Annotated in this window: 17 protein-coding genes and 1 riboswitch; of the genes, 14 read left to right on the plus strand and 3 right to left on the minus strand. The window is 42.0% G+C overall.

Annotated features, from left to right (window positions below; translation table 11 throughout):
• Nucleotides 1-17 precede the first annotated feature (17 nt).
• Nucleotides 18-1322, plus strand: coding sequence for a pyrimidine-nucleoside phosphorylase (locus KTHG_RS03610; protein WP_020189562.1), 1305 nt, complete (start codon nt 18-20; stop codon nt 1320-1322).
• Between the two features lie 116 nt (nt 1323-1438).
• Nucleotides 1439-2575, plus strand: coding sequence for an amidohydrolase (locus tag KTHG_RS03615; RefSeq protein WP_020189563.1), 1137 nt, complete (start codon nt 1439-1441; stop codon nt 2573-2575).
• Nucleotides 2576-2771: 196 nt separating this feature from the next.
• Here the strand turns inward: KTHG_RS03615 and KTHG_RS03620 are convergent, their stop codons facing one another.
• Nucleotides 2772-3134, minus strand: a complete 363-nt coding sequence (locus KTHG_RS03620; protein WP_186439488.1) for a hypothetical protein — start codon at nt 3132-3134, stop codon at nt 2772-2774.
• 309 nt (nt 3135-3443) lie between these two features.
• On the opposite strand from KTHG_RS03620, the gene lysA reads away from it, so the two are divergent.
• Together lysA and KTHG_RS03630 are read left to right on the plus strand one after the other, a co-directional pair.
• Nucleotides 3444-4751 (plus strand): diaminopimelate decarboxylase, encoded by a 1308-nt coding sequence (gene lysA / locus KTHG_RS03625; protein WP_020189565.1) that lies wholly within the window; start codon nt 3444-3446, stop codon nt 4749-4751.
• 99 nt (nt 4752-4850) lie between these two features.
• Nucleotides 4851-5222 (plus strand): GNAT family N-acetyltransferase, encoded by a 372-nt coding sequence (locus KTHG_RS03630; RefSeq protein WP_020189566.1) that lies wholly within the window; start codon nt 4851-4853, stop codon nt 5220-5222.
• 43 nt (nt 5223-5265) lie between these two features.
• Here the strand turns inward: KTHG_RS03630 and KTHG_RS03635 are convergent, their stop codons facing one another.
• Complete coding sequence (locus tag KTHG_RS03635) at nt 5266-5757, minus strand: DUF309 domain-containing protein (protein WP_020189567.1); 492 nt, start codon at nt 5755-5757, stop codon at nt 5266-5268.
• 57 nt (nt 5758-5814) lie between these two features.
• On the opposite strand from KTHG_RS03635, the gene KTHG_RS03640 reads away from it, so the two are divergent.
• The 8 genes from KTHG_RS03640 to KTHG_RS03675 all read left to right on the plus strand — a co-directional run bounded on the left by KTHG_RS03640 (nt 5815) and on the right by KTHG_RS03675 (nt 13922).
• The gene (locus KTHG_RS03640) at nt 5815-6591 is read left to right on the plus strand and encodes a segregation/condensation protein A (protein WP_020189568.1); all 777 of its coding nucleotides are present in this window, start codon (nt 5815-5817) and stop codon (nt 6589-6591) included.
• Nucleotides 6563-7153, plus strand: a complete 591-nt coding sequence (gene scpB / locus KTHG_RS03645) for an SMC-Scp complex subunit ScpB (RefSeq protein WP_020189569.1) — start codon at nt 6563-6565, stop codon at nt 7151-7153. The genes KTHG_RS03640 and scpB overlap by 29 nt, the downstream gene beginning before the upstream one ends.
• A gap of 77 nt (nt 7154-7230) precedes the next feature.
• Nucleotides 7231-7965: a pseudouridine synthase gene (locus KTHG_RS03650; RefSeq protein WP_020189570.1), complete on the plus strand. Its 735-nt coding sequence runs from the start codon at nt 7231-7233 to the stop codon at nt 7963-7965.
• Between the two features lie 96 nt (nt 7966-8061).
• Nucleotides 8062-8589 carry a thiol-disulfide oxidoreductase ResA gene (gene resA / locus KTHG_RS03655; protein ID WP_020189571.1) on the plus strand — a complete coding sequence of 176 codons (528 nt, stop codon included), beginning with the start codon at nt 8062-8064 and terminating at the stop codon, nt 8587-8589.
• Nucleotides 8590-8600: 11 nt separating this feature from the next.
• A complete protein-coding gene (gene resB / locus KTHG_RS03660; protein ID WP_020189572.1) occupies nt 8601-10181 on the plus strand; it encodes a cytochrome c biogenesis protein ResB in 1581 nt (526 codons plus the stop codon).
• Complete coding sequence (ccsB, locus tag KTHG_RS03665; RefSeq protein ID WP_020189573.1) at nt 10171-11355, plus strand: c-type cytochrome biogenesis protein CcsB; 1185 nt, start codon at nt 10171-10173, stop codon at nt 11353-11355. The genes resB and ccsB overlap by 11 nt, the downstream gene beginning before the upstream one ends.
• Nucleotides 11356-11422: 67 nt before the next feature.
• Nucleotides 11423-12142: a response regulator transcription factor gene (locus tag KTHG_RS03670; RefSeq protein WP_020189574.1), complete on the plus strand. Its 720-nt coding sequence runs from the start codon at nt 11423-11425 to the stop codon at nt 12140-12142.
• Entirely contained in the window at nt 12132-13922 is a 1791-nt protein-coding gene (locus KTHG_RS03675) for an ATP-binding protein (RefSeq protein WP_020189575.1), read from the plus strand. The genes KTHG_RS03670 and KTHG_RS03675 overlap by 11 nt, the downstream gene beginning before the upstream one ends.
• A gap of 100 nt (nt 13923-14022) precedes the next feature.
• On the opposite strand, the gene KTHG_RS22105 is transcribed toward KTHG_RS03675, so the two are convergent.
• On the minus strand, nt 14023-14181 hold the full coding sequence (locus KTHG_RS22105; protein ID WP_083851425.1) for a GNAT family N-acetyltransferase: 159 nt from the start codon (nt 14179-14181) through the stop codon (nt 14023-14025).
• Nucleotides 14182-14418: 237 nt separating this feature from the next.
• Nucleotides 14419-14552: riboswitch (FMN riboswitch) on the plus strand.
• Nucleotides 14553-14727: 175 nt separating this feature from the next.
• On the opposite strand from KTHG_RS22105, the gene KTHG_RS03685 reads away from it, so the two are divergent.
• Both KTHG_RS03685 and KTHG_RS03690 read left to right on the plus strand, forming a co-directional pair.
• Complete coding sequence (locus KTHG_RS03685) at nt 14728-15312, plus strand: ECF transporter S component (RefSeq protein WP_020189576.1); 585 nt, start codon at nt 14728-14730, stop codon at nt 15310-15312.
• Between the two features lie 54 nt (nt 15313-15366).
• Nucleotides 15367-15585, plus strand: a complete 219-nt coding sequence (locus KTHG_RS03690; protein WP_020189577.1) for a hypothetical protein — start codon at nt 15367-15369, stop codon at nt 15583-15585.
• Nucleotides 15586-15709 lie beyond the last annotated feature (124 nt).

Below are 15709 nucleotides of genomic sequence, written 5' to 3' on the forward strand. Positions count from 1 at the left end.
AAATGAGGGATTATACGATGCGCATGGTAGATATTATTGAAAAGAAACGCGACGGACATGAATTAACAACAGAAGAAATTCGCTTCTTTATTGAAGGTTATACAAATGGTACAATTCCAGATTATCAAGTGAGTAGCTTAGCAATGGCCATTTACTTCCAAGATATGTCGGACCGCGAACGTGCTGATTTAACAATGGCAATGGTTGAATCAGGTGACCAAATTGATTTGTCTGCCATTGATGGTGTAAAAGTTGATAAGCACTCGACAGGTGGTGTGGGCGATACAACAACGCTTGTACTTGGCCCATTAGTAGCGGCTACAGGTGTTCCGGTAGCGAAGATGAGTGGTCGTGGCCTAGGTCATACAGGTGGTACAATCGATAAGTTAGAAGCAATTGAAGGCTTCCATGTGGAATTAACGACAGAGCAGTTTGCGAAACAAGTAAATGACATTAAAGTAGCTGTTATCGGACAATCAGGTAATTTAACACCGGCTGATAAAAAACTGTATGCATTACGTGACGTAACAGGCACTGTTTCAAGTATTCCGTTAATCGCGAGCTCAATTATGAGTAAAAAAATTGCTGCTGGTTCTGACGCAATCGTGTTAGACGTTAAAACAGGTGACGGTGCGTTTATGAAAACGAAGGAAGACTCGATTAAATTAGCGAAAGCGATGGTGAAAATCGGGAATGCAGTCGGTCGTAAAACAATGGCCATCATTTCAGATATGGACCAGCCACTTGGCGCAGCAATCGGTAATGCGCTTGAAGTAAAAGAGGCGATTGAAACATTACAAGGCAATGGCCCAGAGGACTTAACAGAGCTATGCTTAACACTTGGCTCTCAAATGGTTGTTGTAGCAGGGCATGCCACAACGCTTGAAGAAGCACGTGAACAGCTAAAAGAAGTGATTGCAAACGGTAAGGCGCTAGACGTGTTTAAGCAATTTGTTAAGGCACAAGGCGGCAATCCTGCAGTAGCAGATGATCCATCACTATTACCACAGGCGAAATACAAAGTAGAAGTTCCAGCAAAACAAGCAGGCTTCATCGGTCATATTGTGGCGGATGAAATCGGGACAGCGGCGATGCTACTTGGTGCAGGACGTGCAACAAAAGAATCTGAAATCGATTTAGCTGTTGGGTTAATGCTACACAAAAAAGTGGGTGACGCCGTAGAAGAGGGCGACTCACTTGTAACAATCTACGCGAACCGCGAAGATGTACAAGAAGTTATCGAAAAAATCTATGCGAATATTTCAATTGTCGATACCAAACCAGCCATTCCAGCATTAATTGAAGAAGTGATTACCGAGTAATCGGCAAAAAAGCGCTAGGACATGTTCCTGGCGCTTTTTTTGATTACTTGAATATTGACAAGCATGTCGTTCGAGCATACGATGAAACACAAGAAGATAGAAAGAAGGAACAAATGATGGATTTACAACAAAAATTAGTGGCATATCGTCGAGAGCTACATGAGCATCCAGAGTTGTCATTTCATGAGTACGAAACGACAAAGCGTTTAACAAATTGGCTAACAGAAGCGGGCATTGACATTATTGATTTTGGTTTAGAAACGGGCGTCGTTGCAGAAATTAAAGGGGCACAAGCGGGGCCGTTAATCGCCTTACGTGCTGACATTGATGCATTACCGATTACGGAGCAATCTGGCGTAACATTCACATCAAAAAATGAGGGCATCATGCATGCATGTGGACATGATTTTCACGCGACATCGATTCTTGGGGCTGCACTCTTATTAAAAGAGCGTGTAGCTGAGTTAAAAGGTACGGTGCGCATTATTTTCCAACCAGCAGAAGAAGTAGCGCAGGGCGCAGATTACGTAGTGAAAAAAGGTGTACTACAAAATGTTGCCGCGATTTTTGGTATGCATAATAAACCGGAATTACCAGTAGGTACGATTGGTGTAAAATCAGGTTCATTAATGGCGAGTGTGGACCGTTTTGAATTAGATATAGTAGGCATTGGTGGTCATGCGGGTATTCCAAATGACACCATTGACCCCATCGTCATTGCTTCGCAAATTGTTGCTGGCTTCCAATCAATTGTGAGCCGTAACTTAAGTCCATTTAGTAATACCGTTGTATCGGTCACAAAATTCCAAGCCGGTAATACGTGGAATGTCATTCCGGAAAAAGCTGAATTAGAAGGAACGGTACGCTCATTCCAAGAAGTAGACCGTGAAACAACGGGTAAACGTATGCGCGCGCTTGCAGAAGGCATTGCCGCAAGTTACGGTGCGAAAGCGGATTTCCGGTGGTTCCCGTACTTACCAGTTGTAGATAATGCCGTGCGCTTTGAAACAGTTGCACGTGAGGCGGCAGAAGCGATTGGCTATGCAGCAGTAGAAGCCATTCCAAATCCTGCGGGCGAAGATTTTGCCTTTTATCAACAAACGATTCCAGGCTTTTTCGTCTGGATGGGCGTCGATGGACCACACGGCTGGCATCATCCCGCATTCCGTTTAACAGAAGATGCTTTAAGCGTTGCGGCTAATTATTTCTCAGAGCTTGCAGTACGTGTATTAGCGCAGTGGCAAGAAGCATAATCTTTTCAGCATGTTCACGAGTGAACATGCTTTTTTGTTGTGAAAAATTAAAACTCGTCAAAAGCCGAGAAAGCGTCTTTTCGATACGACATATTTTTGAATATGTGCCAGCACTACGTCGATAGGCCTGGATATTGCGTAATCATTTGCTTGAATAGCGAGTAGACGCAAATAAATACGATAAAGCTGGCGATAGTTAATATAATTTAGCACGCAGTATTGACAAAAACGGCTCAAAAACATCCGCTAGAGGTCGATTTTCACCCCGTTTCACGTTGTTTGGGGCTTTTTTTGACCAGAAATCAACGAATGAATTTACAAAATGGCGCATTTTAGCGCGTGTAAAATAAATGACAGAGAGCAAGCTAGTTGCACGAGTTCGTCGCTTAAAACAACCCGGTAGAGCATCGGAAACGACCTTTTTTAACCCATTTTGCATGAAAACAGGCTTTTTTATAAGCGCAAAAATAATAATGATATGCGCAAAAATAGTGAATAAAAATTTTGCTTGACTGCTTTCTGCAAGATAATTAATAGCGCAAGCTTTTTTATTATGCATATCGGCATTGTTTGGCACTTATTTTTAACTATGTCGTAGCCAAAAGACGCTTCCTGAGCTTATCAAGTATTTCTGATAAAGGATTTTCAATGAAGCATATGTGTAAGGAAAGGGTGAATTTTTTTCACTTGCTAGCAAAGGACGTTTTAAAAATACGCACTAATAGAAGAAACGACCAATTTTCTTTCATTTATACAGTGTTCTACATAAAAATTCGAAAAAATTAGAATTACGCCTTTTTTTATGTTAAAGTTCTGAGTATAATAATTTTTACGAATATTTCAACAATGTGGTTAGGGGAGAATGAATATGCATTTATATGGAACACAAACCGTAACATCAGAAGGTCATTTAGCGATTGGTGGCGTCGATACGGTTGAATTAGCAAAAGAATACGGCACACCAGCATTCATTTACGATATTGCGCTTTTCCGCGAGCGTGCACGAGGTTTTGTGGAGACATTTAAAAAAGAAAACGTCAAAGCGCAAGTTGCCTATGCATCAAAAGCTTTTTCAGCTGTAGCTATTTACCAAGTAGCACAACAGGAAGGCTTATCTGTCGATGTCGTATCAGGCGGTGAATTATTCACAGCGCTAAAAGCAGGCTTCCCAACAGAAAAGATTCATTTCCATGGCAATAATAAAAGTGTTGAAGAATTAACGTATGCGCTTGATTCAAAAATCGGCTGTATCGTGATTGATAACTTTTATGAAATTGAGCTATTAAAACAATTAACACGCGAGCGCCAACAAAAAATGGCAGTCTTAATTCGTGTGACACCAGGTGTCGAGGCACATACACACGATTTCATCACAACAGGACAAGCCGATTCGAAATTTGGCTTTGATTTATCAAATGGTCAAGCAGATGAAGCATTCAAAGCATTATACGAAGATGAGTATTTACAATTAAAAGGCATGCACTGTCATATCGGCTCACAAATTTTTGAAACAGAAGCATTTAGCTTAGCAGCGGAAAAGGTTGTGGATAAAATGGCTGAATGGAAGCAACAATACGCGTTCGAAGCGACGGTATTAAATTTAGGAGGCGGCTTTGGTATCCGTTATACAGCAGAAGATGCACCGCTTGAACCAGCCGTTTACGTGGATGATATGATTAAAGCCGTGAAAAAAGAAGCGGAGGCCTTTGGTATTGAGCTACCAGAAATTTGGATTGAGCCAGGCCGTTCACTAGTCGGTGATGCGGGCACGACACTTTACACAGTAGGCTCTCATAAAACGGTGCCAGATGTACGTGAATACATCGCGGTTGATGGTGGTATGAGTGATAATATTCGTCCAGCACTTTATGAGGCAAAATATGAGGGTGCGATTGCGAATAATATGAATGCCGCATTAACGACAAATTATACAGTAGCAGGTAAATTATGTGAATCGGGCGATAAAATTATTGAAGATATTAAGTTACCAGAAGTACAAACAGGTGATATTTTGGCGACTTTCTGTACAGGAGCTTATGGCTATTCAATGGCTTCAAACTACAATCGCGTAGGACGTCCGGCAGTTGTGTTCGTCGAAAATGGCAACCATCAGCTTGCAGTGAAACGTGAAAGCTATGAGGATATGGCTCAATTAGATATTGAATTAAAATGGTAGTGGTTTCCTAATTTTTGGAAAAAATGTTGCGTCGTTCGATTTTTTCGTGTAGGATAGTCAAAGTGAAGTTTGAGGCGAAAAAAGAAGAGGGATAAAAACATGTTATATCGTTATAAAAAAGCATTCGAAAAAATAGCGATGGGGCTACTTTCTTTCATGCCAGAAGAGAAAAATCTCAAGGTATTGCAGCAAACGATTCGTATATATGAAAACGAAGATGACTGGCAGCTTTACTTATGGAAATGCGAGGAAGATTATATCGGCTTAGTAGGCGTTGAGAAACAACCAGAGCACTGGGTTGTGCGCCACATTACAGTTGATCCGTCTCACCGCGGGGAAGGGATTGGGCGCCAAATGCTTGAAGCCGTAGCGGCAGAGGAAGCATGTGGCGAGTTAGTTCCTTGTCAAATTGTTCAGCGTTATTATGATAATGTTGCGACAAAAATTGCAAAAGAGAATGCCCATCTTTAACAACATAGAAAAAGAGGTCTCCGACTAGTGGAGGCCTCTTTTTTTAGTGCGGGTGCTTCGCAGCTAAACGCTTAGCGCGCTGTAAAATCACGTCGTCACGATTGCGGAGCTTATGCTTATCACGAATGAAGTCTTCCGATAAGTCAGGAAGTGGCGCTGCGGCAACTTGTGCTTGTAATTTCGCATCTACAATAGAAATTGCAAAGGGCTTAAATGGCGCCTGCTGCTGTACTTGCTGCTCGATATGTGTCAGCTGCGCTAACAGCGTCGCCATATCAATGCCAGTGTAATAGCTGCTTGTCGGATGGAGGCGAAGATGGCGTGATGCTTTAGCAAGAATCGTCTGTGCACCGCGGTAATTGCCCCGTCGCCAGTGATACATGCCAGTGGCCAGTTGGATAAAGCCGACAAGTTCATGATCGCGCACACCTGGCGCCACCTCTTTCCAGTGCTCTTCTAACACTTCATGACATTCAAAATAATCACGATTACGATTGAAATAACTTAAAAATAACACGAAAGAACGTTTGTACATTTTGCTTCCTTTCCTCTATACTTTAGATTGAATCTATTTTTTGTCAGGATGATGTGTATGTCTTACGAGGTAAAACTGGACGCTTTTGAAGGTCCTCTGGATTTATTATTACATTTAATTCACCGCTTGGAAATTGATATATATGATATACCAATGAAACAGATTACTGCTCAGTATATGGAGCATTTACGAGCGATGCAAGTACTAGAGCTAAATGAGGCGAGCGAATACTTAGTGATGGCCGCAACATTGCTTGAAATCAAAAGTAAAATGCTACTACCGATTCATGAAGGAGAGCTTGATGATATCGAGCTAGATGTCGATGAAGTCGATCCACGTGATGAATTAGTTGCCCGCTTAGTCGAATACCGTAAATTTAAAGAGGCGGCGTTCCAGTTAAAAGAACGCGAGGAAGAGCGCGTGCAAATGTATACGCGTCCGCCAACTGATTTGTCGCAATATATGGAGGAAGAGCAGTTACAGCTTGAGCTATCGGTCAATGTCTATGATATGGTAGCAGCCTTCCAAAAAATGCTGAAGCGAAAAAAAATGCGTGCACCACTCGCAACGCGTGTCGCAAAACAAGGGTTAACCGTAAAACAACAAATGCGTACCGTTATCGATGCATTGCGTACGATGCAGGGGCGCGCAGAATTTCATGAGCTTTTTCCATCGGATGACCGCGAAACGCTTGTTGTGACGTTTTTATCGCTATTAGAATTAATGAAGCGTCAAATCGTTTCGGTAGAGCAACAACAAAACTTTGAGCAATTATTTGTTCAATTACGAGAGGAAGACATCGACGATGAACAATTTGACAACATTGATGAGTAAAATAGAAAGCTTATTGTTCGTTATTGGTGAGGATGGGCTGACATTACATCAGCTTGCCCAGTTAACAGATAGTGAGCCGACGGAACTACAAGAGGCATTAAGTGAATTAAAAGCACGCTATGATCACGACGAAGCGCGTGGCATTATGTTAAAAGAACTTGCAGGTACGTATCAGCTCATTTCAAAACCGGCGAACGCAGAGGTAATTGAGAAGCTTGTGGAAAACCCACCGGCACAGAGTCTATCCCAGGCGGCACTTGAGGTATTAGCAATTGTGGCGTATAAGCAGCCGATTACACGTGTAGAGATTGAAGATTTACGCGGCGTAAAATGTGAGCGTCCACTGCATACATTGAATCAAAAGCTATTAATTCAAGAAGTGGGCCGCGTAGAAGGAACAGGTCGTGCCATTTTATACGGCACAACGACTGAGTTTTTAAACTATTTTGGCTTAAATCGTATTGAAGATTTACCACCGCTTGAAGTGGAAGAATTTGATATAGAAGAAGAGCAAGACTTATTTATGTCAAAATTCCAAGAAGCTTTTGCGCAAACAAAATAGCTTTTTTATGAAAAGTCTTGTAAAGTAGTACAAGCAATACAATACCGTCGGGAGACGATTGAGAGGATTTTTTAATAATGGAACGTTTACAAAAAGTAATTGCGCATGCAGGTATCGCATCGCGCCGTAAAGCAGAACAATTAATTTTAGATGGTCAAGTGAAGGTCAACGGTAAAGTTGTCCGCGAGCTAGGCACGAAAGTAACACCAACTGACCGAGTTGAAGTTGATAATGTGAAAATTGAACAAGAAGACAAAGTATACTTCTTATTATATAAACCACGTAATACAATCTCAGCTGTAACAGATGACCGTGGTCGTGATACAGTTGTTGATTTATTCAAACAAGTGAATGAACGTATTTTCCCAGTAGGACGTCTTGATTTCGATACGACTGGCGCGCTTATTTTAACAAATGATGGCGAATTCGCTAATGTGTTAACACATCCAAAATACAATGTGGAAAAAACATATATCGCGACAATCAATGGTTTAATTAAACGTGAAGAGATTCGTAAATTAGAGCGTGGTGTGATGCTAGAAGACGGGAAAACAGCACCGGCTAAAGTACGCGTGATTTCATCAGATGCGAAAAAAGGAAAATCAATCGTGTCATTAACTATTCATGAAGGCCGTAACCGTCAAGTACGTCGTATGTTCGAGGCAGTCGGCTACCGCGTGAGCAAGTTAAAACGTGAACAATTTGGCTTCCTAACAACATATGGCTTAAACGCTGGTGACTGGCGTGAATTAACACCGCATGAAGTAAAACAACTTCGTGCACTTGCGCAAACAGGTAAAATCGGTAAATAATAAAACGAGCGGATAAAGTCGAAATGTCGATTTTATCCGCTTTTCTTCATTTTTTGTACATAATTGAACGTTATGATAGTCAGGGAGGGATAGAGGATGAAGAAAAAGCGTGCATGGGTACGTGGCAGCATCATCGCGATTTTAGTGGTGGCCATTATTTATACGGTCTATAGTGCGGCAACAAAAGAGGAGCGTGCAGTACTACAAGTCGGCGATACGGCGCCGAATTTTACACTACAAGATGTTGATGGGAAGCAGCATACATTGACAGATTATAAAGGCCAAGGTGTTGTACTTAATTTCTGGGGTACGTGGTGTGAGCCCTGTAAAAAGGAAATGCCGGTATTTGATAAACAATACCAAACGTTTAAAGATAAAGGCGTCAACCTACTGGCTATTAATGTTGCGGAGTCAGACTATGCAGTGAAAACATTTATGAAGCAATACGGGATGACGTTTCCGGTAGCGATTGATACGTCAAAAAGTGTGTTGCGGGCGTATAATATCGACCCGCTTCCAACGACGATGCTTATTGATGAACATGGGAAAATCGTTAAAATTATTACCGGTGAAATGACCGATGAAGAGATTAAAAATAATATGAAGAGGATTCAGCCGAACTAGAGGTGGAAGACATGAAGTGTGATTGTGGGCATACGAATCCGCACGGCGCACAGCTTTGTGAGCGTTGCGGCAAGCCCTTAACGACAGAGCTTGATATGCGCTATGACGGCGCAGTAATTCGTTCAAAAACGAAAAAGAAAACGCTCATTGATAAAATATGGGCGCTCTTTGCCAATGTGAAATTTGGGGTGCTGTTAATTGTGTTGACATTGATTGCGGCGTCACTCGGTACCATTTTGCCGCAAGTATTGTTTGTCGATACTTCAACGTTTGCATCTCCAAAAGAAGCCTATACCCAAACATATGGTGTCTTTGGGACGATTTATTATACGATTGGCTTTGCGGACTTATACAATTCCTGGTGGTTCCAAACGCTCGTGTTAGCGCTTGCGGCATCGATTGTCATTGCAAGTATTGACCGTGGGGTGCCATTATTTAAAGCATTGTTTAATCAGCGTGTTACAAAGCACGATAACTTTTTAAAACGCCAGCGCTTTACGCTAAAGGTACCACGTGAACAACTAACGCTAGAAGAAGCGGCCCGCGTATTAACAACGAAGCGCTACCGCGTTCGATTAGAGGATAACGCGCTATTAGCCGAAAAAGGCCGTTTTGCACGTTTCGGCCCGTATATTAATCATGTCGGGCTACTGATCTTTTTAAGCGGTGTCATGCTTCGCCTCGTACCAGGCTTTTATGTCGATGAGGAGCTATGGGTACGCGAAGGAGATACGACGGCGATACCAGGTGCCGCGGGGTATTTCGTGGAAAATAAAGCGTTTATATTAGAAACGTATGACGGTGAACGTGTTGAAAATGCCGTGAATTCCGTTGCGAAAAAATACGAAACGAAGGCGGTCATTTATAAAGGGGATACGCTTGCGGGTGATACTGCAAATCTTCAGGAGTTAAAGCAGGCATCCATTCAGGTCAATCATCCAGCGAAGTTTGATGGCTATGCGCTGTATCAAATGGATTATCGCCTCGATGAATTAAAAACGATGACCTTTCAATTAACGGAAAAAAAATCAGGTAAATCTCTTGGCGACGTAACGATTGATTTAGCCAATCCGCAGCAGCGCTATGCATTAAAAAATGGCGCACGTGTCGAACTTGCGGGCTATTACCCAGACTTTGATGGCTTTGATGCAGATGGTGCCCCACAAACCAAATCGCCAAATCCAAATAACCCGGCCTTTTTATTTAACATGTATACAGCCGAAACAAAGCAAGGTGAAACGAGCTTTGTGCAAATTCAAAAGACGAGCGAGCCTTTAGGGGAAACGGCGTATAAAATGGTCTTTAAATCAGCAGATACGCGGGATATTACAGGTCTTAAAGTACGTAAGGATGTGACCATGCCCATTTTAATTGTTGGGGGGATCATCTTTATGCTGGGCGTTATCATTGGCTCTTATATGAGTCATCGTCGCATTTGGATAAAGCAGACACCAGAAGCCTATTTACTCGCAGCGCATGCGAATAAAGCAGGTTATGCATTTAAAAAAGAGCTTGCCGATATAACTGAAAAATTAGCGCTGCCTTCATTTGATGACAAGCGCGAAAAGGAAGGCGATAACGATGCTTCTTAGTATTAGTAGTACATTATTATTCACAGCGTTTATTTGTTATTTAGTCGCAACATTGTTGTTTGGCGGTGCTGTTCATGGGAAGAAAGAGCAGGAGAAGCGTTCTCATTTGCGCTTTTCAAAAGCCGCCATTGTTGTAAGTATCATTGGCTTTACCGCAAATGTTGGCTATTTTGTGACGCGCTGGCTTTATACAGGGCATGCCCCTGTTAGTAATATGTTTGAATTTACGACGGCTTTTGGCATGTGTGTCGTCGGGGCCTTTTTAATTTTATATGCGTTGTACCGCGTGCCATCGCTTGGATTAATTGCCTTACCGGTTGCGATTATTATTATCGCCTATGCAAGTATGTTTCCGCGCGAGGTAGCACCGCTTATTCCGGCACTGAAAAGCTACTGGCTAACGATTCATGTGTTAACGACCGTGATTGGTGAAGCCATATTAGCGATTAGCGCCTTTAGTGGTCTGATTTATTTACTAAAGGTGATTGATGTATCCAAACGTTCGATGGAGCGCTTTTGGCTAGAATTTATCTTGTATACGCTCGTTGTGGTGATCGGCTTTGTGGCGATTACAAGCTATTTCAATGCGACAGGATACGAGGCAAGCTATACATATGTTGATAAGGAGGGCGAAAGTGCTGCGATTACGTATCATACGCCAGCGCTTATTGGCATGCATCAATACGACGCACAAACAACAGAGGCATTCGAGCCACTTGTTGAAGTACCAGCATGGATTAATGCGAAAAAATTAACGACGGTCATTTGGTCATTGCTTGCTGGGACCGTTCTATATGGTGCGCTACGCATACTTTTACGCAAACGACTCGCTGCGGTATTGCAGCCGTTCGTTCAAAAAACGACATTACCCCTACTTGATGAAATAAGTTATCGCTCAGTATTAATCGGTTTTCCGGTCTTTACACTCGGCGCATTAATTTTTGCGATGATTTGGGCACAGGAAGCCTGGAGTCGTATGTGGGGATGGGACCCGAAAGAAGTATGGGCGCTCATTACGTGGCTCTATTATGCCGCCTTTTTACATGTACGCCTATCGCGTGGTTGGGAAGGGAAACGCTCAGCTTGGCTAGCGGTTTTAGGCTTTGCGATTATTATGTTTAACTTAATTGCGGTTAACTTAATTATTGCAGGGCTGCATTCCTATGCCGAGTAGATGATTTTCTTTTCATTTTGAAAGGGTAATTGTACAATAGAAGTAACGCAATCTAGGAGGGATCAGCTTGGAAGAGCAAATTAGAATTTTAGTCGTGGACGATGAGGATAGAATCCGTCGTTTATTGAAAATGTATTTAGAACGAGAAGGATATGAGGTGGACGAAGGTGAAAACGGTGTGCAAGCTGTTGAAATGGCTTCAGCCCGTGATTATCATGCCATCGTGTTAGATATTATGATGCCAGAAATGAATGGCTTAGAGGCGTGTGCCGCAATCCGCGAAACACAAACAACGCCAATCGTTTTACTGACAGCTAAAGGGGAAGAAGCAAACCGTGTCGAAGGCTTTGAAACAGGCGCTGACGATTACATTGTGAAACCATTTAGCCCACGTGAAGTCGTGTTACGTATTAAAGCGATTTTACGCCGTTCTGCTACAACATCGCCAATTTCAACAACGGCTTCATCAAAAGATTTAGTCGTTTTTAAACATTTAACTATCGACCATGATGCGCACCGCGTGACAGCAGATGGTACCGAAGTAAACTTAACACCGAAAGAGTATGAGCTACTATACTTCTTAGCGAAAGCACCGGACAAGGTATTTGATCGTGAGCAACTGTTAAAAGAAGTATGGCATTATGATTTCTTCGGCGATCTTCGTACAGTAGATACGCATGTGAAACGTTTACGTGAGAAATTAAATCGCGTATCTGAAAGTGCAGCGAAGATGATTGTTACAGTATGGGGCGTTGGCTATAAATTTGAGGTTGTAGATGAAGATTAACGTTTGGAATAGTATTGTCGGGAAGCTATGGGGAACCATATTGCTTCTCGTTTCATTTGTACTGTTTGTTTTTACAGTACTGATGCTTGAATTTCTAAACAACTACCATACACAGCAAGCTGAAAAAAACTTAAAGCAAGAGGCGGCCGTCGTCGCGCGTATTATGGACGACCACCACTATTCCGTAAAAGAAACAAAAAGTATTTTATCGGATATTATTAGTGACGAAACGAATGCACTCGTTGCTGAAAAACAAGGTGATGTCGTCATTTCACTACAGTCTGGTGAAAATCGACAAGCCATTCGAGATGAAATTACACAGTCGGCGAAGTTAAATAAGGCATTTACATCAAAGACACCGGTTATTAAAGAAATGATGCTGCCATCGTCGACTGAAAAAAATAAAAAAGAATCGTATATTGTGATGGCGTATCCAATTGAAACGACATCGGCTGAGCATGGCGTCATTTATATTTATCAAAGTCCAGATGCCATTCACCGTACGACCGAGCAGACGACAAAAATTGTTTTCTTAGCAGCAGCGATTGCGCTCGTTTTGACGACGCTATTTACGTTCTTCCTATCATCGCGTATTACACGTCCGCTACGAAAAATGCGTGAAGCGGCGTTTGATTTAGCGAAGGGGAAATTTGATACGAAGGTGCCCGTTTTTCAAAACGATGAGATTGGGCAGCTTGGCACAGCCTTTAACCAAATGGGTCGTCAGCTAAAACATCATGTTGAAGTCATTAATCAGGAGAAAGAACAACTCTCAAGCATTTTGACATCAATGACCGATGCGGTAATTACGTTTAATAAGGACCGTACTGTGTTATTAAGCAATCCACCAGCGGAGCTATTGCTACAAGATTGGTTCCTAAATAAAGGCAGCGATAGTGAAAAGCCACTACCAATTGAAATCTATCATATGCTTGACCATGTGCTTGAACTTGAGGAGCAGTTAGAAGAGGAGCTTGAAATTGATAGCGTGTATTACATCATTTCGATTAGTCCTCTTTATAGTGCGAGCAATAAGGTACGTGGCGCGGTAGCGGTCATTCGTGATCAAACAGAAGAGCATCGCCTTGAAAAACTGCGCTCCGATTTTATTGCCAATGTATCGCATGAGCTACGAACACCGATTTCGATGTTACAAGGCTATGCAGAGGCAATCGTTGATGACATCGTGCAAGATGAGCAAGAGCAAAAGGAAATCATCCGTATTATTTACGATGAATCACAGCGCATGGGCCGTCTTGTAAATGATTTACTGGACTTAGCACGTATGGAATCAGGGAATATTACATTATATGAAGATGTTTTCCCAATCAATCCAACCTTTGAGCGTATTACGCAAAAATTTGTGCAGCGTGGTCGTGAAAAAAATATTGATGTATCGTTTGAATCTGCGTTTACGAATGAGGCGACGCTACTTGTCGACCAAGACCGCATTGAGCAGGTGCTGACGAATTTAATCGATAATGCTATTCGCCACACGCCAAATGGTGGGCATGTGAAGGTGCTTGTTGACCAACAAGTGAATTTTGCGCGTATTCGCGTGCAAGATGACGGGGCAGGAATTCCAAAAGAGGACTTACCGTATGTTTTTGAGCGCTTTTATAAGGCGGATAAAGCACGTACACGCGGCAAGGCGGGCACAGGACTTGGGCTTGCCATTGCGCGTAATATTGTCGAAGCACATAAAGGTCGTATTTTAGTTGAAAGTACGGTCGATGTAGGCACGACATTTATATTCTATTTACCATTAGAACAAATATAAAAACACGAGTAGCGACAAAATCGCTACCCGTGTTTTTTTATAATTTTTTTTAAAATGCTCAGAGCCAGTCTGTGGGAAATGTCGCCGTACATACACTTCCTTAAAGCCGAGCCAGCGCTTCCGCTTCTATTAAAAGCGTTTCACCATATCCTTTTTTGCGGTAATGTTCATCAACGATTAAATAATCAATTAGCATCCACTGACCGAAAATCTCGCCCGCAAGCCCGGCAATGAGCTGTTCGTTGTCGCAAATCGTAATTGTAAAGTCACGCTGCGTGCCTCGGTCGAGATAGCATCATTATGTGCGCAGTTTTTGGTGAATGTTCTCGCACATCGTGTCATTTCTTTTGATTGAAATAAACGGGTTTATTCAATTACCTCGCGCAAGGTATACCCGAAAGTTTAAGTCTTAAAAAAATTATCTCGAATTTAAAGTAGTTGCACTTTACAAATTCCAAGTTGTTATGTATGATAAAAGTGTAAAAATAATAATATGATTCATCTTCGGGGCAGGGTGTAATTCCCGACCGGCGGTAAATAAACAGTATTGTTTAAAGCCCGCGAGCCGTAAAACGCTGATTCAGTGAGACTCTGGAGCCGACAGTATAGTCTGGATGGGAGAAGGTGAAGGTACAGCACTTAAACGAGCAATTTTGCTCATTAGGTCGCTTATTTGACGATGCCTTATTCTCCCTTATGTTGCGACTGCACATAAGGGTTTTCTTTTATAAATGGCAACTACAAGTAAGTAAGCTGCATCTTTCCTTTTTGTGAAGTGAATCGCACAGAAGGAGTGCTTTGACAAATGAAAAACACGAAATTACAAAAGATGACAGCCGTTGGGATGCTGTCAGCAATCGCAGCATTACTCATGCTGTTCCAATTCCCACTACCACCGTTTCCAGCCTTTTTGCAAATTGATTTTAGTGACGTGCCAGCATTGCTTGCAACCGTTACATTAGGACCCGTAGCCGGTATTGGCGTTGCGTTCTTTAAAAATGTCATCAATTGGTTTATGCAAGGAAGCCCAACAGGTGTACCAGTCGGACATATCGCAAACTTTGTAACAACGTTATTATTCATCATGCCAGTGTACTTCATCCAACGTCGTATGAAATCGAGAAAGGGCTTAACATTCGGTTTAGTGACAGGAACAGTAACAATGGCAGTAGGCATGAGCTTACTAAATTACTTCGTATTTATGCCGATGTACAACTATTTCCTAAACATGCCTGTTGATACAGGTGCTGTTTTAGTGAAATCAATCGCAATTGGGATTTTACCATTTAATATTTTAAAAGGTGTTATCCTAACGGTTGTTGTCATGGTATTATTTAAAGTGTTACACACATGGATTGAAAAACAACAACGCTTGCACTTAAGTAAATAATCAAAAAGAGAGTCGTTACTACGGCTCTCTTTTTTACATAATGGGGGAATTCGCTTGGTAACCGGTATACGCTATAGTTTACTAGTGGGACTTATTCTTTTTATTGTTGTTGATGTGTTTTTAGAAAAACCGCTTATTACTCAATCGATTGAATGGATCGTCTTTGTTGTGCTGCTCTTTTTAGCAGTAGAGGCATGGATAAAGCATTATCGTTTCATTACCATTGCCTTCATGGTGTTAGCGCTAGCACTTTTCTTTTTAAAATTAGTGTAACGAAAAACGAGGCTGGGACAAAACACGTCATTTTCCTTTTTTAGCGTTCGCAACGGAAAACCGGAACCGCGCTCTAGCGCGATTCCGGTTTTTTTTATGCTCATATGAACGGTCGTTTGTATAC

This window comes from Kurthia sp. Dielmo (assembly GCF_000307285.2).
Taxonomy (GTDB): domain Bacteria; phylum Bacillota; class Bacilli; order Bacillales_A; family Planococcaceae; genus Kurthia; species Kurthia populi.

Excerpts from the sequence above, each read along its gene's own strand:
- KTHG_RS03610 (WP_020189562.1), top strand. The coding sequence starts at position 18 with ATGCGCATGGTAGATATTATTGAAAAGAAACGCGACGGACATGAATTA.
- scpB (WP_020189569.1), top strand. The coding sequence starts at position 6,563 with ATGAACAATTTGACAACATTGATGAGTAAAATAGAAAGCTTATTGTTC.
- resA (WP_020189571.1), top strand. The coding sequence starts at position 8,062 with ATGAAGAAAAAGCGTGCATGGGTACGTGGCAGCATCATCGCGATTTTA.
- KTHG_RS03675 (WP_020189575.1), top strand. The coding sequence starts at position 12,132 with ATGAAGATTAACGTTTGGAATAGTATTGTCGGGAAGCTATGGGGAACC.
- ccsB (WP_020189573.1), top strand. The coding sequence starts at position 10,171 with ATGCTTCTTAGTATTAGTAGTACATTATTATTCACAGCGTTTATTTGT.
- KTHG_RS03650 (WP_020189570.1), top strand. The coding sequence starts at position 7,231 with ATGGAACGTTTACAAAAAGTAATTGCGCATGCAGGTATCGCATCGCGC.
- KTHG_RS03615 (WP_020189563.1), top strand. The coding sequence starts at position 1,439 with ATGGATTTACAACAAAAATTAGTGGCATATCGTCGAGAGCTACATGAG.
- KTHG_RS03635 (WP_020189567.1), bottom strand. The coding sequence starts at position 5,757 with ATGTACAAACGTTCTTTCGTGTTATTTTTAAGTTATTTCAATCGTAAT.
- lysA (WP_020189565.1), top strand. The coding sequence starts at position 3,444 with ATGCATTTATATGGAACACAAACCGTAACATCAGAAGGTCATTTAGCG.
- KTHG_RS03620 (WP_186439488.1), bottom strand. The coding sequence starts at position 3,134 with ATGCATAATAAAAAAGCTTGCGCTATTAATTATCTTGCAGAAAGCAGT.
- KTHG_RS03640 (WP_020189568.1), top strand. The coding sequence starts at position 5,815 with ATGTCTTACGAGGTAAAACTGGACGCTTTTGAAGGTCCTCTGGATTTA.
- resB (WP_020189572.1), top strand. The coding sequence starts at position 8,601 with ATGAAGTGTGATTGTGGGCATACGAATCCGCACGGCGCACAGCTTTGT.
- KTHG_RS03685 (WP_020189576.1), top strand. The coding sequence starts at position 14,728 with ATGAAAAACACGAAATTACAAAAGATGACAGCCGTTGGGATGCTGTCA.
- KTHG_RS03630 (WP_020189566.1), top strand. The coding sequence starts at position 4,851 with ATGTTATATCGTTATAAAAAAGCATTCGAAAAAATAGCGATGGGGCTA.